The organism is Moraxella sp. K23 (assembly GCF_041154765.1).
GTDB classification, from domain to species: Bacteria; Pseudomonadota; Gammaproteobacteria; order Pseudomonadales; family Moraxellaceae; genus Faucicola; species Faucicola tetraodonis.
Genome location: NZ_AP031595.1, coordinates 363,095 through 384,471 on the forward strand (window position 1 = coordinate 363,095; position 21,377 = coordinate 384,471).

Annotated in this window: 18 protein-coding genes; 12 read left to right on the plus strand and 6 right to left on the minus strand. The window is 45.1% G+C overall.

What is annotated here, in order from left to right:
- The first annotated feature begins 184 nt into the window (after positions 1 to 184).
- The 6 genes from ssuD (at position 185) to ACAM37_RS01550 (ending at position 8,237) form a co-directional block, all read left to right on the plus strand.
- Positions 185 to 1,393, plus strand: a complete 1,209-nt coding sequence (gene ssuD / locus ACAM37_RS01525; RefSeq protein WP_369626377.1) for an FMNH2-dependent alkanesulfonate monooxygenase — start codon at positions 185 to 187, stop codon at positions 1,391 to 1,393.
- Between the two features lie 578 nt (positions 1,394 to 1,971).
- The gene (locus tag ACAM37_RS01530) at positions 1,972 to 2,541 is read left to right on the plus strand and encodes a hypothetical protein (RefSeq protein WP_369626378.1); all 570 of its coding nucleotides are present in this window, start codon (positions 1,972 to 1,974) and stop codon (positions 2,539 to 2,541) included.
- Between the two features lie 214 nt (positions 2,542 to 2,755).
- Positions 2,756 to 4,345, plus strand: coding sequence for a Dyp-type peroxidase (locus ACAM37_RS01535; RefSeq protein ID WP_369626379.1), 1,590 nt, complete (start codon positions 2,756 to 2,758; stop codon positions 4,343 to 4,345).
- Between the two features lie 74 nt (positions 4,346 to 4,419).
- Positions 4,420 to 5,574, plus strand: a complete 1,155-nt coding sequence (locus ACAM37_RS01540; RefSeq protein WP_060995806.1) for a catalase family protein — start codon at positions 4,420 to 4,422, stop codon at positions 5,572 to 5,574.
- 37 nt (positions 5,575 to 5,611) lie between these two features.
- Positions 5,612 to 6,247, plus strand: coding sequence for a DUF1269 domain-containing protein (locus tag ACAM37_RS01545; RefSeq protein WP_060995805.1), 636 nt, complete (start codon positions 5,612 to 5,614; stop codon positions 6,245 to 6,247).
- Between the two features lie 154 nt (positions 6,248 to 6,401).
- Positions 6,402 to 8,237, plus strand: a complete 1,836-nt coding sequence (locus tag ACAM37_RS01550) for a 3-hydroxyacyl-CoA dehydrogenase (protein ID WP_369626380.1) — start codon at positions 6,402 to 6,404, stop codon at positions 8,235 to 8,237.
- Between the two features lie 39 nt (positions 8,238 to 8,276).
- On the opposite strand, the gene ACAM37_RS01555 is transcribed toward ACAM37_RS01550, so the two are convergent.
- Positions 8,277 to 9,389 (minus strand): HlyD family secretion protein, encoded by a 1,113-nt coding sequence (locus tag ACAM37_RS01555; RefSeq protein WP_369626381.1) that lies wholly within the window; start codon positions 9,387 to 9,389, stop codon positions 8,277 to 8,279.
- Between the two features lie 131 nt (positions 9,390 to 9,520).
- Positions 9,521 to 11,173: an MFS transporter gene (locus ACAM37_RS01560; protein ID WP_369626382.1), complete on the minus strand. Its 1,653-nt coding sequence runs from the start codon at positions 11,171 to 11,173 to the stop codon at positions 9,521 to 9,523.
- A 114-nt stretch (positions 11,174 to 11,287) separates the two neighbouring features.
- Here ACAM37_RS01560 and ACAM37_RS01565 point away from each other — a divergent pair, with 114 nt between their 5' ends.
- Together ACAM37_RS01565 and ACAM37_RS01570 are read left to right on the plus strand one after the other, a co-directional pair.
- Entirely contained in the window at positions 11,288 to 11,416 is a 129-nt protein-coding gene (locus tag ACAM37_RS01565; protein WP_369626383.1) for a hypothetical protein, read from the plus strand.
- 104 nt (positions 11,417 to 11,520) lie between these two features.
- On the plus strand, positions 11,521 to 12,765 hold the full coding sequence (locus tag ACAM37_RS01570) for an oxygenase MpaB family protein (RefSeq protein ID WP_369626384.1): 1,245 nt from the start codon (positions 11,521 to 11,523) through the stop codon (positions 12,763 to 12,765).
- 89 nt (positions 12,766 to 12,854) lie between these two features.
- Here ACAM37_RS01570 and ACAM37_RS01575 read toward each other — a convergent pair whose 3' ends face one another.
- On the minus strand, positions 12,855 to 14,297 hold the full coding sequence (locus tag ACAM37_RS01575) for a coniferyl aldehyde dehydrogenase (RefSeq protein ID WP_369626385.1): 1,443 nt from the start codon (positions 14,295 to 14,297) through the stop codon (positions 12,855 to 12,857).
- A 46-nt stretch (positions 14,298 to 14,343) separates the two neighbouring features.
- Entirely contained in the window at positions 14,344 to 16,071 is a 1,728-nt protein-coding gene (locus ACAM37_RS01580) for a GMC oxidoreductase (RefSeq protein ID WP_369626386.1), read from the minus strand.
- Positions 16,072 to 16,309: 238 nt separating this feature from the next.
- Between ACAM37_RS01580 and ACAM37_RS01585 the strand changes: the two genes are divergently transcribed.
- The gene (locus ACAM37_RS01585; protein WP_369626387.1) at positions 16,310 to 16,972 is read left to right on the plus strand and encodes a TetR/AcrR family transcriptional regulator; all 663 of its coding nucleotides are present in this window, start codon (positions 16,310 to 16,312) and stop codon (positions 16,970 to 16,972) included.
- A 6-nt stretch (positions 16,973 to 16,978) separates the two neighbouring features.
- Here ACAM37_RS01585 and ACAM37_RS01590 read toward each other — a convergent pair whose 3' ends face one another.
- A complete protein-coding gene (locus ACAM37_RS01590; protein WP_353551131.1) occupies positions 16,979 to 17,407 on the minus strand; it encodes a DUF6691 family protein in 429 nt (142 codons plus the stop codon).
- A gap of 23 nt (positions 17,408 to 17,430) precedes the next feature.
- Positions 17,431 to 17,865 carry a YeeE/YedE family protein gene (locus ACAM37_RS01595; RefSeq protein WP_369626388.1) on the minus strand — a complete coding sequence of 145 codons (435 nt, stop codon included), beginning with the start codon at positions 17,863 to 17,865 and terminating at the stop codon, positions 17,431 to 17,433.
- A 205-nt stretch (positions 17,866 to 18,070) separates the two neighbouring features.
- Here ACAM37_RS01595 and ACAM37_RS01600 point away from each other — a divergent pair, with 205 nt between their 5' ends.
- The 3 genes from ACAM37_RS01600 to hemL all read left to right on the plus strand — a co-directional run bounded on the left by ACAM37_RS01600 (position 18,071) and on the right by hemL (position 21,296).
- Positions 18,071 to 18,382: a YqfO family protein gene (locus ACAM37_RS01600; protein WP_159676953.1), complete on the plus strand. Its 312-nt coding sequence runs from the start codon at positions 18,071 to 18,073 to the stop codon at positions 18,380 to 18,382.
- A 106-nt stretch (positions 18,383 to 18,488) separates the two neighbouring features.
- Positions 18,489 to 19,595, plus strand: coding sequence for an RNA-guided endonuclease InsQ/TnpB family protein (locus ACAM37_RS01605; protein WP_369626389.1), 1,107 nt, complete (start codon positions 18,489 to 18,491; stop codon positions 19,593 to 19,595).
- Between the two features lie 384 nt (positions 19,596 to 19,979).
- The gene (gene hemL, locus ACAM37_RS01610) at positions 19,980 to 21,296 is read left to right on the plus strand and encodes a glutamate-1-semialdehyde 2,1-aminomutase (protein WP_369626390.1); all 1,317 of its coding nucleotides are present in this window, start codon (positions 19,980 to 19,982) and stop codon (positions 21,294 to 21,296) included.
- Positions 21,297 to 21,377 lie beyond the last annotated feature (81 nt).

The window sequence follows — 21,377 nt, forward strand, 5'->3', positions numbered from 1 at the left end:
GCTTTAGCGATTAAATTGATAGGGTTAGCAGCAAAATTATTAAGTATTTTTTGTGCTAACCAAAGCAGTTTTTGTTATTTTTTATTGCGCGATATTTGCTTTAAGCTTATGGCTACCGATAAAACGCCAACGACAAAAGGTGAGTTATCTTAATCAATTTTTGAGCTTACAAGCAGGGGTTACGATGAAAATTTTTTGGTTTATACCGACACATGGCGACAGTCGTTATTTAGGCACGAGTAAAGGGGCAAGAACCGTTGACCATACTTATATGAAGCAAATTGCAGTGGCAGCCGATAACCTTGGCTATGAAGGCGTGTTGATTCCGACAGGTCGCTCATGTGAAGACCCTTGGTTGGTCGCTGCTAGTCTGATTGATGCGACCACTCGCTTAAAGTTTTTGGTGGCATTACGCCCCGGGGTGACGACACCCGCGCTTGCCGCTCGTATGACAGGCACCTTTGATCGTTTATCAAATGGTCGATTACTGCTTAATCTGGTCACAGGCGGCGATGAACAAGAGCTTAAAGGCGATGGCATCTTTGAAGATCACGCCACGCGTTATCAGACAGCCAGTGAATACACCACGATTTGGCGAGAGATTTTAACCCGCTCGCACACAGGCGAATCCTTTACCTTTAACGGTGAACGCTTGCAAGTCGAAGATGCCAAATTGCTATATCCCCCTCTACAACAGCCATATCCGCCCTTGTGGTTTGGGGGTTCATCTGAGGCGGCGCAAACACTGGCTGCCGAACAAGTTGACAGTTATTTGACGTGGGGTGAGCCGCCTGCTGCCGTCAAAGGGAAGATTGAGCAGCTTAAAACCAAAGCCGCTGCCAAAGGTCGCACATTAAGCTATGGTATTCGTCTGCACGTGATTGTGCGTGAAACCAATGAAGCCGCTTGGCAAGCCGCTGATGAATTATTGAGTCATGTCAATGATGACACCATTGCCGCTGCCCAAGCCAAATTCGCCCAAATGGACTCGGTGGGACAACAGCGTATGGCGGCATTGCATGGCGGTCGCCGTGATAACTTAGAAATTTCGCCCAACTTATGGGCAGGGATTGGACTGGTGCGTGGTGGCGCAGGCACGGCACTGGTGGGCGACCCACAAACTGTTGCCACGCGTATTCAAGAATATGCCGACTTGGGCATCGATAACTTTATCTTCTCAGGTTATCCACATTTGGAAGAAGCGTATCGTTTTGCTGAATTGGTTTTCCCATTATTACCGATTGACACCCAAAACACCTTGGTCAAGCCAAATTTGACAGGACCGTTCGGTGAAATTGTCGCTAACAACTATGCACCCCCGCAACAAACCCGTGACACGGCAGCCTCAAAAACACCTGCCACTGAAACACCCAAACACGCCATCGCCTCTTAACTTCATCTTAAAGACATATTAAAGGCGTCTTAAATGCTTGTGATAAAACGTGCTAACTAAGGCACGTTTTGCGTCTCGTCTATACCTATCTATATCTATCATCCGACAGGGTGAGTGGAATGTACCCTAGCCATGATAAGCATCTTTTAACTGATAAATCTTTTAACTGATAGACCTTTTTTTAAAAGTGATAGCCAGTTATAGGGTGAGATTAGACCAGCAAGCTACTTTGCTAAAGTTAATCATCAAAGTCCAAGGTCCCAAATTTTTTGAGGTCCCACATAGCAGGAAAAGTGATTTTTCTACACAGATTTTATATTTAAAAGTTAAATAATCTATTAATTGTAATGAGAATTTTTTAAATTAATGCTTCGGTTTTATGGTTTCTAGTATGTCATTTTTTAATCAATAGTTTAGTTTTGTAATTTTATGGGTGATAAAAGTTATTTTAACGCTTTTTACTTTTTACGGCTTATATAATGAAAAAGATTTAAATCTTAAATAATAAAACAATGGGATAAATAAATTTAAATCAAGCACTTTACTTAATGATCAACGAACTATAAGGGCAATAAAACATGACAACTGAAAACAACGAAAAACTTTCTTTATTAGACGATGTGGCTTTAAAAGCACAAATGCTCATGGCAAACTTCAAAGAGGGCGCTAATGATGGCTATGACCATTCTGTCACCAGTGCCGGTGCAAAGGGCTTAAAATCAGGCAAAGTGTCTGAACTCACCGCCATCGCTCCCTTAACCAAAGATGGGGCAGCTCGTATCAAGCGAATTTTAGAAATCACCAAAGGCAATCTTGCAGGGGCGACCAATGTAGGCACCTTGCATGATTTGCGGTTGGTGTTTTTAGACAATGATACTAAGCTCCTGTTTTGTACCGCCTATGATGGCGACTGGGATGCCTACATCAATGACTTTGCTACCAAAATTCCAGAGCTGATGGACTTGATTTTTGGCAATGTAGAGGGTTGGCCTGGGATTAAAGACCCGACTGTCAAGCAATTCATTCTTGACCATCAGATTACCGCTACCGGTTGGTATGTGGGTGTGCCTCATCTGACGGTTCGTGATATTGCGCGTAATGACAAAATCGTGCGTGGCATCAATAAAGCCATTGAACAAGCCCAATAATCCCGCTTAGAACCTGTCTTCACTATATCACGTTTATCAGCATACTATTATAAGGGTATTAGTCTAAGCGTACTATAAATGAGCAAGCTTTAGGTTAAAATTTCAATACAAAAGCCATTTGTTGCGTGATTTTTACCACAAGCCATATTTAGCGTGGTGTATGGTGAACAGGTTCTTAGCATCAAATTTTTAAAATTCCCTGCTAGGAACGACCATGAATAACGACAACCCAGCGAATGAAAGCCTACTGGGCAAATTAAAAACCCATCTACAAGATGGTATCGAGCATGGCATAGAGGCCGTTAAAGACAAATTTGAACACAGCGATACACCCACTGAAAAAGGCAGTGTCAAAGAACGGGTACACGAAGCCAAACAAAAAATCAGCACGCAGCTGCACAGCGTCACCACACGGGCAACGAACGCTATCTATCCCAATATCGCCACGATGGAACTTGAGGATATTCAAGCCATCATTTTGCATGACCGCCCTGCACCTTACTATGGCACGCTTGTCGCGCTAAAAGTCAATGACAGCAACGCGGGTCGTGAATTACTAAAAGCGGTATTACCAAACGTCACAGGCTCAAAAAATTTCCAAAAAGATATGGATGCCAATTTGACCATTGTGATGACGTATGAGGGGCTAAAAGCTTTAGGCTTACCGCAAAGCTCGCTTGATTCTTTCCCAGAAAATTTCAAAACAGGGATGGCAGGCCGCTCCGATATCTTGGGTGACAAGGGCGATAATGACCCTAGCAACTGGCTTGCGCCATTTGGTGATAAAGGCGATATTCATATTTGCGGCGCGTTGATTGCCGATAGCCAAGAAAAATGGCAAGCCAAACTTGCCGAACTTAAACAGGCGTTTGCCCCTTATCTAGATATCAGCCGTAACGCCATCGAAATCTTAGTGGAACATGATTTTGGCGCAGATGGTGACGTCAAAAACGTGTTTGGTTATCGCGATGGCATCAGTAACCCAGAAGTTGATGGCAGTGGTATCAGCCTTGAAAATAACACCGAACGACCGATTGCGGCGGGTGAATTTGTGTTAGGTTATAAAGGTGAAGCGGGCGTGGTACCCCCCATGCCACAGCCTGAAGTATTGGGTAAAAACGGCTCGTTTATGGTACTGCGAAAATACCGCAGTAATGTGGCTGACTTTCACCGCTATTGCCTAGAACAAAGCGACAATGACCCAGCTAAAGCCGATAAACTGGGGGCAAAAATGTTCGGTCGCTGGCGTTCGGGTGCCCCCATTACCCTAAGCCCAGACCACGATGATGAAGCCCTCGGCAAAGACAATGTAGCAAACAATAAATTTGACTACACGGACGATCCCTATGGCAAAGGCTGCCCGTTTGGTGCTCATGCTCGCCGTATGAACCCCCGCAATACCAAAGACTTTATTCTAAGCGATGTGCGTCTTCACCGTATCATCCGCCGTAGCGTTTCGTATGGCGATATCGTGCCGCCCAACGTGACCCAAGACGATGGTCAAGAGCGTGGTTTATTTTTTATCGGTATCAACGCGCATGCCATGGACACGCTGGAGTTTTTGCAAAGCCAATGGATTAATGACGGTAACTTTATGAACCTTGGGGAAGAACGTGACCCAATGCTAGGCGTACACGCAGGTAGTGACGCTGATAGCGATGTGTTCACCGTACCCGATGAGCCAATTCGTAAGCGTCATACCAATATTTTGCAATTTAATACCCTACAAGGCGGTGAATATCTTTTTGTACCAAGCTTGTCGGCACTCAAATGGATTAGTGAGCTTAACGAAAATTCATATTAGCGTAAAACTAAATAAAAAAAGGTTAGGCATTTTTAGTACACCTAACCTGATGAAAATAACAAAGGACAATCATCATGTTAAATAAATTATTCGGTCGTCGTTATGCCAAGTTTGACCCAGCCATCGACCAGCTTACGAGTGACGATGAAAAAGCCATCGACCAAATCACCGCAGATATTCGTGACTATATCGGCAAATCAGACACAGTTAGCAAAATCAACTATCACACCCGAGATGCCCATGCCAAAGGCTACTGTGCGTTAAAAGCCAACTTTGAGATTTTACCAAAACTGCCCAAAGAATATGCCCAAGGTATCTATGCCAAACCCGCTCGTCATGAAGCGGTGATTCGTTTTTCTAACGGCTCATCTCGTGTGGCTGCCGACAACAAGTTGGGGCTTTCTCAAGGGTTGGCGATTAAAGTCTTTGGTGTCAAAGGCGAAAAATTACTGCCAGATGAGCCAGATAGCCCAAACTTTGACTACAATCTGATTAATTTCCCTATTTTCTTTTGTAACACCATTCAAGACTATAGTTATATTTCACGGCTATTTTTACAATTAAATGATTATTTTGCCAAAGGCGCAAAAGGTCAAGCCAAGTTTGCCTTTGACTGGATTACCCAATATGGCAAAAAACTACCATCCAAAGAATCCCTCAAGACTTTTAGGGCTTTTAGTAAATTTAAAACCATCAAACCGCAAAATACTTTGTTATACAGTTTTTATTCACAAGGGGCGGTGCGTCATGGCGACTATATGGCAAAAATCCGTGTCGCCCCGACCAAAGCGTCACAAGCCAAAATCAAACGCCGTGACCTAGATGTCAATGCCACCAGCGAGGCGATTCGTCCTTTGATTTTACAAGAAATCCGTGAGCATGATTATGAGTTTGATGTGCAAATCCAGCTGTGCCGTAACTTAAAAGACCAACCCATCAATGACTTGACCAAAGAATGGGATGAAAAAGATGCGCCTTTTGTGACAGTAGCAAAACTTACCATCCCTTGCCAAGATGTACCGGATGACGGCAACTTTGACATTATGGAGCATTTGTCATTTACCCCGTTTCGCTGTATTGAAGCCAACCGTCCGATTGGTAACTTACAACACGCGCGTCTTCGAGCTTATCAAACCGCCTCGACCACGCGCCATCGTTTAAATCATAAAAAACGTGCCGAGCCAACCAACCTAAAACAGGCATTTGATAAAGATTTTTATAACCTTTAATTAAAAAAACCTAATTAAAAAAATAAGGATAACAGCCATGAAAGCACAACAAAATATTTTAGTCACTATTTTTGATGTATCAACTGAAGCCTACAAAGCCTTTACCGAGCTTAAAGCTTACAAAAGCAACGCTGAAACCTTGATTGCGCAAGCGTTACTCATTAAAAAAGAAAACAGTGTGATCACAACGGTCGATAGCCTAGACCAAGGCGAACAAGTTAGTGGTGGGGCGGTTATGGGCGGTCTGTTTGGTGCATTGCTTGGCGTATTGGGCGGACCTGCAGGTTTGTTAATCGGCGGCTCACTGGGTATGGTACTCGGTAGTGATGTCGGTGCGGCAGTATCTTTTGGTCAATCATCGTTACTTGAATACGTTGCCCAAAATCTAAAAGACGGTGAAGTGGCGATTTTAACGTTGGTTCAAGAGCAAAACGAGCAACCACTCAACGACTTTTTTGCGCAGTATAACACGCATAGCCAACGCTTTGACGTAGCTCATGTACAAAGTGAAATAATCGCAGCTAAAGAAGCACATGACCAGTCGGTTAAACACTTGCAACAAGTATGGCGTGAACAACGCAAAGCTGACCATTCGTCAAAATTGGACGCATTTCGTGATGAAATAAACCAAAAATTTCATCAATTGGGTGAAAAACTCAATCTCCATAAATAAATCAAAAACCGTTAGTGTTTGAACATGCTAACGGTTTTTTTTCTTTTAATCTAATCAAAAATAGTCGACAGCAAATACGATAATATTAAAAATAATTTACCTTAATCATCAATTATGAAATCGCGTATTTGCTCATTAACGCTAGGAGCATAGTATGTCAGAATCGAATACCCTTTCTAACTTTAAAAACATAACAGTCGCAGGCAGTGGTGTTTTGGGCTATCAAATCGCCGTACAAGCGGCGTTTCATGGTTTTAAAGTTGTTGTCTATGATATCAATGACGAGGTGCTCAATAAAGCCAAAACCAAATTTGCCGATATCGCCAAACGTCATCAGGCTGATTTGGGCGAAACAAGCGAACAAGCCAAACAGGCTGAACAAAACTTGCGTTATAGCTCAGACTTAAGCGCCGCCTTAAAAGACGCAGACTTGTTGATTGAAGCGGTGCCCGAAGATGTCGCCATCAAAAAAGATTTTTATAGCAAAGCCTCAGCAGCCGCACCCGAGAAAACCGTATTTGTCAGTAACTCATCTACCATGTTGCCCAGTGATTTGGTCAAATTTACCGACCGTCCTGCTAAGTTTTTAATGATGCACTTTGCCAATGAGATTTGGAAGCGCAATCTTGCCGAAATTATGTCGCATGCTGATACTGACCCTAACGTATTTGATGCGGTGACCGCGTTTGCCAAACAAATCGGCATGGTGCCTATTATCGTCAACAAAGAAACCTCGGGCTATGTACTAAATTCACTACTCAATCCTTGGTTAAATGCAGGGATGCAGCTGTATATCCAAGGCATTGCTGACACTCAAACCATCGACAAAACTTGGATGCTTGGCACAGGCTCGCCGATGGGACCATTTGCTTTTTATGATATGCTGGGGCTGACTACCCCTTACAATATTTACAAGCTTGCTGTAGCTAAGGGCAAACAACAGGACCAAGCGGTCGTTGATATGCTCAAAAAAGAGTACATCGAGCAACATAAACTGGGTGTGCCAACGGGCGAAGGATTTTATCAATACCCCAATCCCGCCTTTAAAAATCCTGACTTTTTAAAACCACCCAAAGCGGATTTATCCAAAGTACCCTATAAAAATATTACCGTGGCAGGCAGTGGCGTATTGGGCAACCAAATTGCGGTGCAATGTGCGTTTCATGGGTTTAACGTGACTATTTATGATATTAACGATGACGCGATTGCTAAGGCGAAAACCCGCTTTACCGACCTTGCCAATCAGCATCAGCATGACCTAGGTGAAACCGATGCCCAAGTGGCAGCAGCTAGCAAAAATTTGGCTTACACCACTGACTTGAATGAGGCGCTAAAAGATGCAGACCTATTGATTGAAGCGGTGCCAGAAAGCTTAGACATTAAACAAGATTTTTATCAAAAAGCCTCAGCCGCCGCCCCTACCAAAACCGTGTTTGCCAGTAACTCATCGACGCTATTGCCAAGCGTGTTATCGACCTTTACTAACCGCCCAGAAAAATTCTTGATGCTGCACTTTGCCAATCACATCCACATCCGTAATACGGTGGAGTTGATGGCGGCAGCAAGCTGCGACCCACAAGTCTATGCTGACGTCATCGAATTTGCCAAAGCCATTGCTATGTTACCGATAGCGGTAAAAAAAGAACAATCGGGCTATGTGCTTGATAGCTTATTGATTCCGTTATTGGTAGCGGGGTTAAAACTGTGGGCAAACGGTGTTGCCGATGCCGCAACCATTGATAAAACGTGGATGATAGCCACGGGTTCACCCTTTGGACCGATGGCGATTTTGGATAAAAATGGCATGAAAACCAACTACAACATCTTTAATGAACTGGCAAAAACGGACCCTTCTTTGCAGCAGCCCGCTGAAAAGCTCAAAGCAGAACTGGTCGATACCAATAAACTGGGTGAAGCCACGGGTGAGGGGTTCTATCAATATCCTAACCCAGCTTATTTAGCGAAAGATTTTTTAAGCTTATCTGGCTAAACTGCGTTTGGTAGAGGAGAATAAAAAAGGGTTAATTTGCTAACTTGACGTATCTACCGTTGTCACTACCGACATGCCTGGCATCAATTCATTCAGACGACTTTGGTTGTCATCGATGTCAATGCGTACAGAAATGCGCTGTACCACTTTGGTAAAATTCCCAGTGGCATTGTCGGTTTTAATGACACTAAATTCTGACCCTGTTGCGGGGGAGATGCTTTTGACTACCCCCGTAAATTTTTGTTTGCCTAGGGCATCGACAGTAAACCACGCTTTTTGCCCGATTTTCATTTTATCAATTTGGGTTTCTTTAAAATTGGCAATGACCCACATCGATTTTGGAATGAGGTAAACCAACTGCGTGCCTTGTGTCACCAGCTGACCGGTACGGATATTGATTTGCCCTAATTTTCCTGAGGTCGGGGCGGTGATTAAGCCATATTCTTGGTTGGTATTGGCTTGATTTAACTGTGCATTGGCGCTTTTAATCTGTGCCACCAAACCAATCTTTGCTACTTCCGCGGTCTTTTGACCTTCGCGGGCGACATCGACATTGGCCATTGCTTGGCTCATCAGTGCTTCATTGTTTTTAACTGCCGCTTTGGCAGTATCGACTTCATTTTGTGACACTGCGCCAACACCGACCAAGGATTCTAGTCGTTTTAGCTGTTGGATCGACAATTCTAGCTGGGTTTTAACTTGTGCTACTTTTGCCTGCGCGGCTTTGACATCGGCTTTGCGCTGCTCGATGATTTGTTGCTGGTTGGCTAAATTAGTAGTCGCTTGTTCCAGTCCTGATTCGGCTTGTACCACTTGCTGTGAGTAGTTAGCACTGCTGACTTTAACTAACGGCTGACCTTGTTTGACGTCCTCAAAATCGGTGACGTAGACTTTTTCGATATAACCATTAATTTGTGCCGACAATAGGGTGATATTGCCTTTAACATAACTGTTTTCAGTTTGTTGCAGTGGCGTATTAAACGGACCTAAATGCCATGCCCATAAAATCACCCCAACACCGAGCAAAAAAACCACCAACATGATAATTAAGGTAAGCGGTCTAGGGTTAATAATCTTTTCAGGCGCCTGTACAGGTTTATTTTCGCTGTCATCAGCTGGCGCATCATTTTGGGTTGTTGCTTCACTACTCATGAGTTGGGTTTTCCGTAAGCATTTTATTGATGATTAAATTTTATTGGTCATTCAATTTATCATTAAACTGTTATCTAAAAAAACAGTTATCTAATTGGGTCGCCTTGTTATACCCATCTAGCTTATCCAGTCTAAGTTTGCTTAATTGCTACTTTTTGCCGATTTTCAATGTATTTTTTGCGGGCGATATTAATCATACCCCAAGCAAATAAAAACGTGGCAATGTAACTGTTGACAGTAATGATATCGCCATACGCTTTAATCTGCGCTTCTCGGGTAACAATTTGGTTGAGGGATTGTTGGGCTTGTTGCTGCGATAAACTGCTGTCGGTGATGACGGGTTTAAACCCTACTTGGTATTGTTGAAGCCGCTGGGTTACCGTGACATCCGTCGATTGCATTTGCTGTAAAATACTTTGTTTATGATACTGGGTGCGCTGCTGTTGCAGGGTGCTATAAAAAGCCGAGCCTACCAACCCACCAAAGTTTTGGGTCGCACCAAACAATATGATAAAGGTGATGACATGATTAACGCTTTGTCGCAGCGTCAGCCCAAATCCCATCAATACCAATGGACCCATAAACAGTGAGCCTGCAAACGCGACTGCAAATTGACTGAGATAAAAATTTTGGGGTCGCACGTCACTGGTGAGCATATTGGCATCATATACACTGGCAATTGCCACGAGCAAAGTCGCTACTACCATTGGCGGAATCAAATGATCTCGTGAAAAGGTCAGTGCACTGACTATCAAACCTGCCAACATACCAAAAAATATGACCGTATAAAAACCCACAAACTGGTCGGACGTTAGACCTTGGGATTTTAAAAAATTCACCACCGCGTAACTTTGCTCAGACATAATCAAACGCAGTAAAAAAGCGCCGATCACAAAACGCCATAACGCAACACTTCCCAGCCAGCGGGTCATAATTAAGGGATTTTTGCGGTAATGCTCAAAGAAAAAGCCTGACATCAACAGCGCCAACGCGCCAATAAGCATATAAGCCAATAAGGGTGAGTTTTCCCACCATAAAATAGGCCCTTGTACCAACACACCACACAGTAACCCAAAACCGGGCGCCAATAACAAAAAGGTGAGAATGTCTTTCTTCTCATACACTTCGATACGTAGACTTCGTGGCAACTTGACGGCGACCACCATCGCAAAACAACACAGCGCCAAACCAAACTCAAAGGTATAAAGCCGAGTCCAGTCATTCACATTGACCAAATAAGGGGACATTATCCAAGCCAACGGAATCGCGAGCGCACTGACCCCAAAACCAATATATAAACCTTGTAGGCGATACTGACTACTAAAGGCTTGCATCACGTAATACAGTCCAAGTGAGGATAACGGCGCCGCGACAAAGCCTCCCATCGCCCTGACCAATAAAGCCATCGGGTAGTTTTGCACAAATATATGAATAAACATCACCAGCATGAACATCAGCAAGGATATTTCAGAAAACCAGCGTAACCCAAATTGTTGACGCGCTTTAAACAGCAGCAGGTTGGCGCTGACATTTGCCATCACATACACAGCAGGTATCCAAGCCACTTGTGAGGGTGTTAGCGCATATTCGCCTTGGATTTGCGGTAAATTTGCGGTAATAATGCCGTTGCCCAAGCCGCCACAAATTGCAATAAAAACGCCGATAACAAAATACACAATACTTTTTGATCGAGAGTGAGCAATACTCGGCGGTGAACCGGGTAACGCGGGTTTTTCATCCTCGGTCCAATTGGGTGGCGTTTCTAAGATTCTAGGTGATTTCAAAGGGTAGCTCGATTTTGATACTGTTAAGACAAGAGAGGTTGGCTATAGTGTAATCAAAAATAGGCTTAGCGTCAGCGACAAAATAGTTCGATAAATGTGACATGGACTAACGCTATGCTAGTCATCATTACCCAAGCCTTCATTATCCAACCAATCATTATCCCACAGGTCACTGAAACCCATCAGGCAAGCTACGATCAAATTCATCCAGCCAGTAAATATACCCAGTCGATTAAGGTCTAACATTTTTAAACAAAAAAAATCGATTTTTTTTTGGCACATAAGTATTTTTTAGTTGCCAAAATGCGCTAGGCTATCTATTCATTCATTACTGATTCATCACTGCTATGAACCTGCTTTATCAAACCGATTTGCCGACACTGGGGCGCAATACTGACATTGACCACCATGCTGATTTACAAGTGTTGCAGCGTATCAAACGATTTTTATTGCCCCGTGATTTTGAGGTGTCAAAGGATTTATTGCAACAGATGCAGCAGGGGTATGGTGTCGCAGATCAGCCTGTCGATGTGCTGTTATCCAGCGGTATCAAATTCTCCAAACCCCTGCAGCAATTGATTTTGCATGAGCAAGGGATAGCGCAAACAAGTAATGTATCGGCAGCCAAAGCGTTATTGCAACAGCCAGCGTTTGAGACGCTTTATCAGCAGTTTTGCCAATATCCAAGTTGGTATGATGCCAAGCTTGCCGAGATTGGTGCAATTGCCTATCGGCGCTATCCGTTGATGCTGATTTGGTTACTGCGTAATGTCGCGCTAATGGCAGGGTATAGTATCCCTGCGCTCTCATTGCCACTCATCAAAACAGGGGCGTTAGTGCATGATGCATTGCCAAGGCTCATGCGAACCTATGCGTATATTTTGGCAGTGTCTGAGTACCCAGCGATTAGCCGCAACCAGCAACCCCCATTGGCAATCGGCACAGAAGGCTGGCGACAAAGTCTGCAGGTGCGTCAGACACACGGTCTGGTACGACAACACTTATGCAGTCATGATTGGGACAGTGGCTACTGGGGGTTGCCCATTAACCAAACCGATATGGTGGCAACCCACTTGCAGTTTTCACTACTCATTATGCGCGGACTAAAATTACTGGGCGCAAGAATCAGCGCCGAAGAATCACAAGGCATCATGCATTTATGGCAACTGGCGAGTTGGTGGATGGGGATTGAGCTGGCGCGCATTCCTGAAGATGAAACCGAGGCGTGGGCATGGCTTTATAGCTATTTGGCAACCCAGCAATTAGATTTTGAATTTGGTAAACCGCTCGCCAAAGCGCTGCATGATTTACCCTCGCAAATTATGGGTGAGGATAACAAACGTGGACAGCTGGTTGAGCGGGTCAATGCCAGTGTCACACGGACTTTAGTGGGTGATGATATTGGCGATGGCTTGGGACTGCCTAGCCCAAAATGGCGCTATGGCGTGCTTGTCAGTGTGCCGATTCTGTTTGGGCTTGATACCGCGCGAGCGCACAATGCGGTTATTGCCAAAAGATTGGAACAATTTCGTGCCAAACGCCAAGATAACATGAACTGGTGGCTCAAAAAGCACGACAACTATTATCAATAATCCATTTTATTGTTAAGCCATGTAAACAACCACGCCATCGCAAGCGTGGGGTTAAACGTTTTCAAGTTGTAAAAATCAGGCGGTTAAAATCAAGCTTTTAATATCACCTTCATCATGTTCCAAAAGGTCTTGCCATACGGTGGTTGGAGCAAATGCGCGAAGTTAAGGTGACTTTGTTTAAACACCGCTTTTGGATGAGAGAAAGTATCAAAGCTATATTTGCCGTGGTAACGCCCCATCCCCGATGCCCCGACACCGCCAAACGGCAGATTTTGCTGGGCAATGTGAAAAATAGTTTCGTTAATACAGGCGCCGCCACTCACCGTATGCGCGAGTACGTAGTCGGTGTCGGCTTTGTCCTCGCCAAACACATACAGCGCCAGTGGGCGGTCACGCTCATTCACATACGCCACCGCTTGCGTCAAGTCTTGGTAGGACACCAGTGGTAATACAGGGGCAAAAATCTCCTCTGTCAGCAATTTAGCATCGCTGGGTAAATCGGTGACAATTATCGGTGGGAAAAATCCAGTCTCAATATTCACTTCATAATCGGTCAGTGGAATGAGGGTGGCACCGCGCTGTTTGGCTTCATCAAGATAACCTTGCACGCGGCTGGCTTGTTTGGGATTGATGACAAAGCTATAGTCAGGGTTGTCTGTAAGATTGGGGTAGTGGGCGTCAAGCCATGCGGTTGATTGTTCAATAAAGGCGTGTTTTTTATCCGCCTGCATCAACACATAATCAGGCGCAATACAGGTTTGCCCTGCGTTCATGGTTTTGCCTGTCCATACGCGGTTGACAGTTTTTGCCACATCAGCGCTTGGCGTCACCACGACAGGGGACTTGCCGCCCAGCTCAAGGGTGACAGGGGTCAAATTCTGGGCAGCGGCTTTCATGATATGTTTGCCCACTGCGGTAGAGCCAGTAAAAAATAAATGGTCAAACGGTAAGCGGCTAAAGGCTTGCGCGACTTCGACACCCCCTGTAATCAAAGTCACTTCGTCTGCGGCAAAGTATTTGGGTAACGCATCAGCCAGCCACTGCTCAAAATTCGGTGACGCTTCTGAGACTTTGAGCATCGCACGATTGCCTGCCACCAATGCGGCAGCCAGCGGTGCAATCACCAAATACAGCGGATAGTTCCAAGGTGCAATAATGCCCACGAGCCCTAACGGCTGCGGCTGGATATAGCTACGAGCGGGCAAAAACCAAATCCCAGTTTTGACGGGCTGTTTGGCAGACCAAGCCTTGCCGTGTTTTTGTGTATAACGAATGGCTTCAAGCGTTGGGAACAATTCAAGCATGGTGGTTTCAGCCGCTGGGCGTTGTCCAAAGTCGGCATGAATAGCGGTGATAATCTCGCTTTGGTTGTCCATCACCAGCTGTTCTAATTTTTTTAGCCGTGCACTACGAATTGACCAATCAACATATTGGTCTTGGCGGCTAGCCGTTCGCATGATGTCAAACTGCTGCTGCATGGCATTGATAGTTGCATCCGAATTAGTTGAATCTGAGTTGTCTTGAGGTGTCATGTGTATTATCCCAATCATTTAGTTAAATTTTAACTCAACATAGCAGTTAAGCCGGTATCTTGCTAGCATCTTTTTGAACCAGCGTCACGTTTTGCCTGGTGGTATCCGCAGCATGCAGTAACTGGGTTAATTTGTGCGGAATATGGCTCATGGCATGCTCTGTCAACGCTGTTATGGTGAGGCTTGGGTTGACGCCCAAGTTGGTCGAGATATTGCCGCCATCGCAGACATAAAACCCTTGATAATTAAACAATCGGTGATATTTATCGACCACGCCATCTGCGGCAGAATTGCCCAGCGAAATCCCGCCCATACAATGCGCGGTGGTTGGGATGTTCAAAAATACTTCCGACAGCACGCCATAACCGACTCCCCCCATTTGGGTTGCCATCTGCTCGGCAAACGCGCTTGCTTCTGGAATAAAGGCGGGGATGGCAGGACCATAGGTTTGCATCTGGTAGCGGCTACCCAACCAAGCCCGCCACCACGGGCTTTTTTGATAGCGCATTTCAAGCGCGTAGGGCGTGCTTTGCATACATAGCAAGATAAGGCTTTGTTTTGCCATATTATGCGGTCGAAATGCACGCCACGTCTGACGGGGCTTGACGATAAACTGCACTATAAAACACCATAACCAAACCAGTAGCGACATTTTTTTACCGTTTTTATAATTGCTTAACGTCGCCAAAAAGGAGGCAATATTAAAGCCTTCAGGATAGCGCGTCGCCTCAATGTGTGTGCCATCGCCCAAATAAATCCCAGAACCAATAGCCACGCCATCGCTCATGGCGCCATGTTGGTCATCCAAAAATCGTACGCCTAGCAAGGACTCAGCATTGGTATAGATACGCTTGCCAAGATAAGGGGAAATATGGGGCATATTGCCTTTATGGCGCTGCTCAAACAGCAGTTTTTGGCTACCGAGGCTAGAGGCTGACAGTACAATCTGTTGGGTGGTGATTTGATACTCACCTTTATCCGCTGATTGCAGCGTCACCCGATAGCCTTGTGAACCGTTTTGATAGGCAGGGTCGCTTGATGATTTGCTAGCATCAGCTATCGGTACTATATCCGTGACTTTGGTTTCAGCGAGCAGGGTAGCGCCATTTTTTTGGGCAAAATACAGGTAGTTTTTATCTAGGGTATTTTTGGCGCCATAACGGCAGCCCACCATACAGCCACCACAGCCTATACAGGGACTGCGCTTAGGACCTGCGCCGCCAAAATACGGGTCACCATTGACAGGGGGATGAGCATACTTGTCATGTTCACTAAAGTAGGCGCCCACATCGGTGAGATAAAAACTATCACCCACGCCACTTAAGTTTGCCATTTTTTGTAGCATCAAATCTGCGTTACCGACTTTTTTGTTTTGGCTCACGCCTAGCATGCGTTTGGCGGTCTCATAATGTTGTGGCATCACCGCTTGCCAGTCGTGCAGCCCTGCCCAGCTACCTTGTTGCCAAATTTTGTCTTCTGGTTGTAATAAGGTGTTGGCATAAGTGATTGAGCCACCGCCCACCGCATTACCATGCAGCACCATGACATGCTTAAATAGCTGAAGCGAAAAAAACCCTTTGTATTTGAGCGCAGGCAACCACAAAAACTGCTTGATATCGCGCACGGTTTTGGGCATGGTTTCAGGAGAAATATGCTTGCCTTGCTCCGCGATAATCACGCGATAGCCTTTTTCGGTCAGTCGCATCGCCGAGACGCTACCGCCAAAGCCTGAGCCTATGACCAGAAAATCCGTATCAAATGATTGACCTTCCATATATCGCTTTCCCCTTATTTTCCTTAATAGTTGTCCTTATAGCTGACCTGCCGCAGGCTACTTTGCAGTGGCTTTTTGGCTGTATCTGTCTTTGTATAACAGCGGTTGACCGCTAAACAGTTCAACCCGCTACCTGATTAGGGTATACTAATTTTTCAGCAGGCTGCTGCAACTGTGACATTTGGGTCCGTTTTGTTTTGATAAATTAAGTAAAGGCTTGAGTTGAAAGGATTAACGCGTGCCAAAGCCAACCTTCACACCGCTTCCATCGCCCACGGGTACGAGTATTGAGTCGAGCTTGAGTGATTTTGGACAGCAGGCGCATATCATGGGTAATGCCAACACCGTGGTCAGACGTTCGCTCGCCATAGCGCTGCTCAAATTCATGGAATCCACGCCATTTGCTGATATCAGCGTCACCGAGCTGACCCAAAAGGCGGGTGTGAGTCGCATGGGGTATTATCGCAATTACGATAGCAAACTTGCGCTACTCAAAGACTATTTGGCGCAGATTGAGGATGATTTTCCTTTTATCGACTTGACGGCGGCAAGCGAGGGCGAGTTTTATGCGTTTTTGCGACAAGTGTTTGATTATCTGAGCAAGTTTGAGTTGTCGACCAAGATTTTGCTCAACCAAGGCTTTGAAGGGCTGATTTTAGACACACTCCTTAATAGCAAAATTTTTGTCGAATACCGCAAAAAGCAGGCATTGACTTGCCAAGCTACGAGCGCGCCAAATCAGGATAAAAGCGGGGAGTACAATCTGGTATTTGCCTCAGGAATGCTGTATCACACCTATATTTATTGGGTGCGGCAAGGGCAAACAGAAACGCCACAGCAACTAGCCAGTTGGCTCATGGCGGGTGGGTTTTATCGGCTATTTCACCCTACTGATGACTAATGATGACTAAGCGGATTGGGTTTTATCAAATGCTATCACCATCCCCATACCTACTAGCATGGCGATAAAAAACACCACCCCTTGCCAGATACCCATGCCCATGAGCACCACCGCAGGGGCAGGGCAGATACCAGCGATGCCCCAACCTATACCAAATATCATCGACCCAATCGCCAAGCGCTTGTCAATACCGCGGCGAATCGGTGGAAACGGCGCACCCGATAGACTGGTCTTTTTTAAGCGACTTAAATTAAAACCAATGGTGGCGACAATGAGCGCGCCAACCATCACAAACAGCAACGCAGGATTCCAATCGCCTGCGAGATCAAGAAAGCTTTGCACGGTTTTTGGGTTTGCCATATCACTGACAATCAAACCCGTACCAAAAACCAACCCACAGATAGCACTAATCAATAACACAATTTCTTTTCGCATGATATATGCCCCTAACGTCTCAATTAAATCAATGCCAACAAATGACGACCGATAAACACCGTCACAAACCCTGCGGAAATAAAGACAATGGTTGCCAGCAGTGAGCGCGGTGAAAAGCGCGCATTGCCACAGATACCATGACCACTGGTACACCCTGAGCCCATTCGCGTGCCCACACCGACCAATAACCCTGCGATGACATACAGCCAAGGCGATGATGATACCGTGATGGTTGGCAAGTTAAAGAACATAGCAAACACCCAAGGCGATACTAGCAAGCCCACAAAAAACGCCAATTGCCAAGCAAAATCGGGTGAGTTTGGTTGCCAGAGACTAGCGACAATGCCACTGATGCCAGCAATCTTGGCAATACTCCACCACAGCATAACCGCAGAGAGCCCAATCAACATACCACCCACCATTGGATGACTATAATCAGCAATAGAAAATAACAACATACGCCACCTGAATAAAACACTTGAGATTTTTGTAATAAAATACATTATACAATATTATATAATGTATAGCCAGTTTAACGGATAATTTTTTTGGTAAGCGGATTTAACGATAGGGGACAAAACGGATTAGCAAATGGCTTTTTGCAAAAAAAATATGCTAGATTAAGGCAGATACCTAATAATGACAGGGATGAAAAAACCAATCATGTATAAACTCACCACATACATACCGACCGATTATCTAGACGCTGTAAAGCAAGCCTTGTTTGACGCAGGGGCAGGGCAGATTGGCAATTATCAGTATTGCTGTTGGCAGGTGTTGGGCACAGGACAGTTTATGCCATTGGCAGGCAATCAAGCCTTTATTGGTACCACCAATCAATTACAAACAATCGAAGAATGGCGAGTCGAGATGGTGGTTGCAGATGAGCGCATCAAAGCGGTGGTGCAAGCGTTAAAACAGGCACACCCGTATGAAACCCCCGCTTATGATGTGCTAAAGCTTGAAGATATTTAGTCATCCAGTTTATCATCCGTTGCCGTAAAACCACCGACTTTAGGCGGTGGATATAAGGCAACTTGTACACTATAACGCTTGCATAAATTTTGCTAAAATAATTTGCATGAAAACACTCAAGCTACGCATACGAGATAAACACACAGCAAAGCTTAACCGTCTAAGCGGTTTAGTGAATTTCGTATGGAACTATGTGAATGACTTGAGTTACAAGCATCTGCAAAAGACTGGCAAGTTCTTTAGTGCTTACGACCTAAACGAATACACCAAAGGTAGCGGTGAACTACTTGGCTTACACAGTCAGACTATCCAAGCCATCAATGAAACCCACGCCAAATCGCGTCGCCAATTCAAAAAAGCCAAACTAAACTGGCGAACCAATAACCCAAAATCAAAGCGTAAAAGCTTGGGTTGGCTACCGTTTAAACAATCTGCCATCAAACACATCGCCACACACCAAACAGGTAAAAAAGGCTTAAAATCCACCTTGCAACTAAGCCTAGCCAAAGGGCAAAAGCTAATCATCGACCTATGGGACAGCTACAACCTTAGCCTATATCAAATTAACACCCTTGAGGTCGTCCAAGACAGCCGTAACCGTTGGTATGCCTGTATCACAGTCAAAGACTACCCTAAAACACAATGCGGAACGGGTAGCGTAGGTATTGACTTAGGACTTAAAGACAGTGCCACTACCTCAAGCGGTGACAAACTCACCATCAAACAAACGCTCAACTATGCCAAAGATTTAGCCATTGCTCAACGTGCCAAAAACAAAAAACGTATCAAGGCTATCCATGCCAAAATCAAAAACACACGCCAAGACCTAATCCACAAATTCACCACCCAATTAGTTAAAGATAATGCGCTAATCGTGGTCGGTGATATTCAGAGTAATCAATTTAATAGTAAAAAAGGCAAACTCGCCAAATCGGTTTACGATGCAGGCTGGTTTGAACTGAAACGACAACTGACCTATAAATGCAAGCATGCAGGTTGTCGTTTTGAAATCGTGAATGAGAGATACACGACCCAGCGATGTTCGTGTTGCGGTGAAATCACCGCCAATAGTCCGAAAGGTAGAAAATCGCTTGGAATAAGAGAATGGATATGTGCTTCGTGTGGCACATGGCATGATAGAGATATCAATGCCAGTCGGAACATTCTTGCGGTCGGGCTTGACCGTCTTGTAGAAGGAATCCCCTTGCTTTAGCAAGGGGAGGAAGTCAAATGAAAAAGGCGAATATAACGAATTGGCAGTACCCAATATCTCGTTTAAAGCCCACAAATAATTGCCCAGTAAAATAATGGGTCAAAAACCGCAAAACAACAACCCCAGTGCACGGCATTGGGGTTTTTTAGCGTTAAAAATAGTGCTCACTTGGTCACTACCATTGAGGCAAAAAAGTAGGGACATATCAAAAAAGCCAAAACCACATTTTTTATCAACGAGCCCTATTTTTCGTCAGCCAAAGTCAAGCCAGCCAAATTCAAGCCAGCCAAATTCAAGCCAGCTAAATTCAAGATAGACGGCAAGCGTATTCAATACCCCCGAATTTTGTTAAAATAGGCAAAAATTTATCTAGCTGAGCGTCCCATGAATTCAAATAACTCAAACAACTCGACAACCAACCAATTACTGTTTAGACAAGCCAAAGCCCATATCCCTGGCGGTGTAAATTCACCTGTGCGGGCATTTGCAGGCGTGGGGGGTACGCCTGTCTTTATCAGCCGTGCCCGTGGCAGCAAAATGTATGATACCGAAGGCAAACCCTATATAGATTATGTGGGCTCATGGGGACCGATGATTTTGGGTCATGCGCACCCCCATATTATTGAAGCGGTCAAAAATGCGGCAGATGACGGGTTAAGCTTTGGCGCCCCCACCACGTTTGAGACCACGGTGGCGGACAAAATCTGCGAATTGATTCCCAGTGTTGAATTAATCCGTATGACCAGCTCAGGCACTGAAGCCACCATGTCCGCCATTCGTCTAGCACGCGGCTATACAGGACGCGACAAGATTGTCAAATTTGAAGGCTGTTATCACGGTCATAGCGACAGTCTGCTGGTCAAAGCGGGTTCGGGCATGCTAGATATCGGTGAACCCAGCTCAAAAGGCGTCCCTGCCGATTTTGCCAAACATACCATCACGATTCGTTACAACGACCCGCAAGCCATCAAAGACTGCTTTGCGCAATTTGGCAATGACATTGCTTGTGTGATTGTCGAGCCTATCGCCGGCAACATGAACATGATTGTACCCACGCAAGAATTTCACGATACCTTGCGTGCCGAGTGTACCGCGCATGGCGCTGTGCTAATTTTTGATGAAGTGATGACTGGGTTTAGGGTTGGCTTACAGTCAGCGCAAGCCCATTTTGGCATCACCCCTGATTTGACCACGTTTGGTAAAATCATCGGTGCAGGTCTGCCAGTCGGGGCATTTGGTGGTAAACGTGAGATTATGGAATGTATCGCACCGTTAGGCGGTGTGTATCAAGCAGGCACCTTATCGGGCAATCCACTGGCGATGCGTGCCGGTATTGCCATGTTTGATTTGCTCACGGCTGAGTGTTTTTATGACGCATTAAGTGAAAAAGTCGTTTACTTGACTGATAATCTTGAACAGTTGGCGAAAGATGCGGGTATTGGCTTTAAAACCACGCGCTGTGGCGGTATGTTTGGGATGTTTTTTACTGATAGCGATACATTGCCACAAAACTTTGAAGAGGTGTGCCAATGCGATGCGCAAAAATTCGCGACCTTCTTCCACGGTATGCTCGATCGCGGTGTGTATCTTGCGCCATCCGCCTTTGAGGCAGCCTTTATAAGTAGTGAGCATTCGCAAGAAGACTTGGATGCCACGTTGCAAGCGGCAAAAGAAGTCTTTGCGATAATGGCGAAAGCATAACGGTTGCACATAAAAAATTTGCCAAAGGATTTTTAATTGCGTTTGGACGCTTGACTTTGGTGAAGTTTGCCAAAGGTCAGA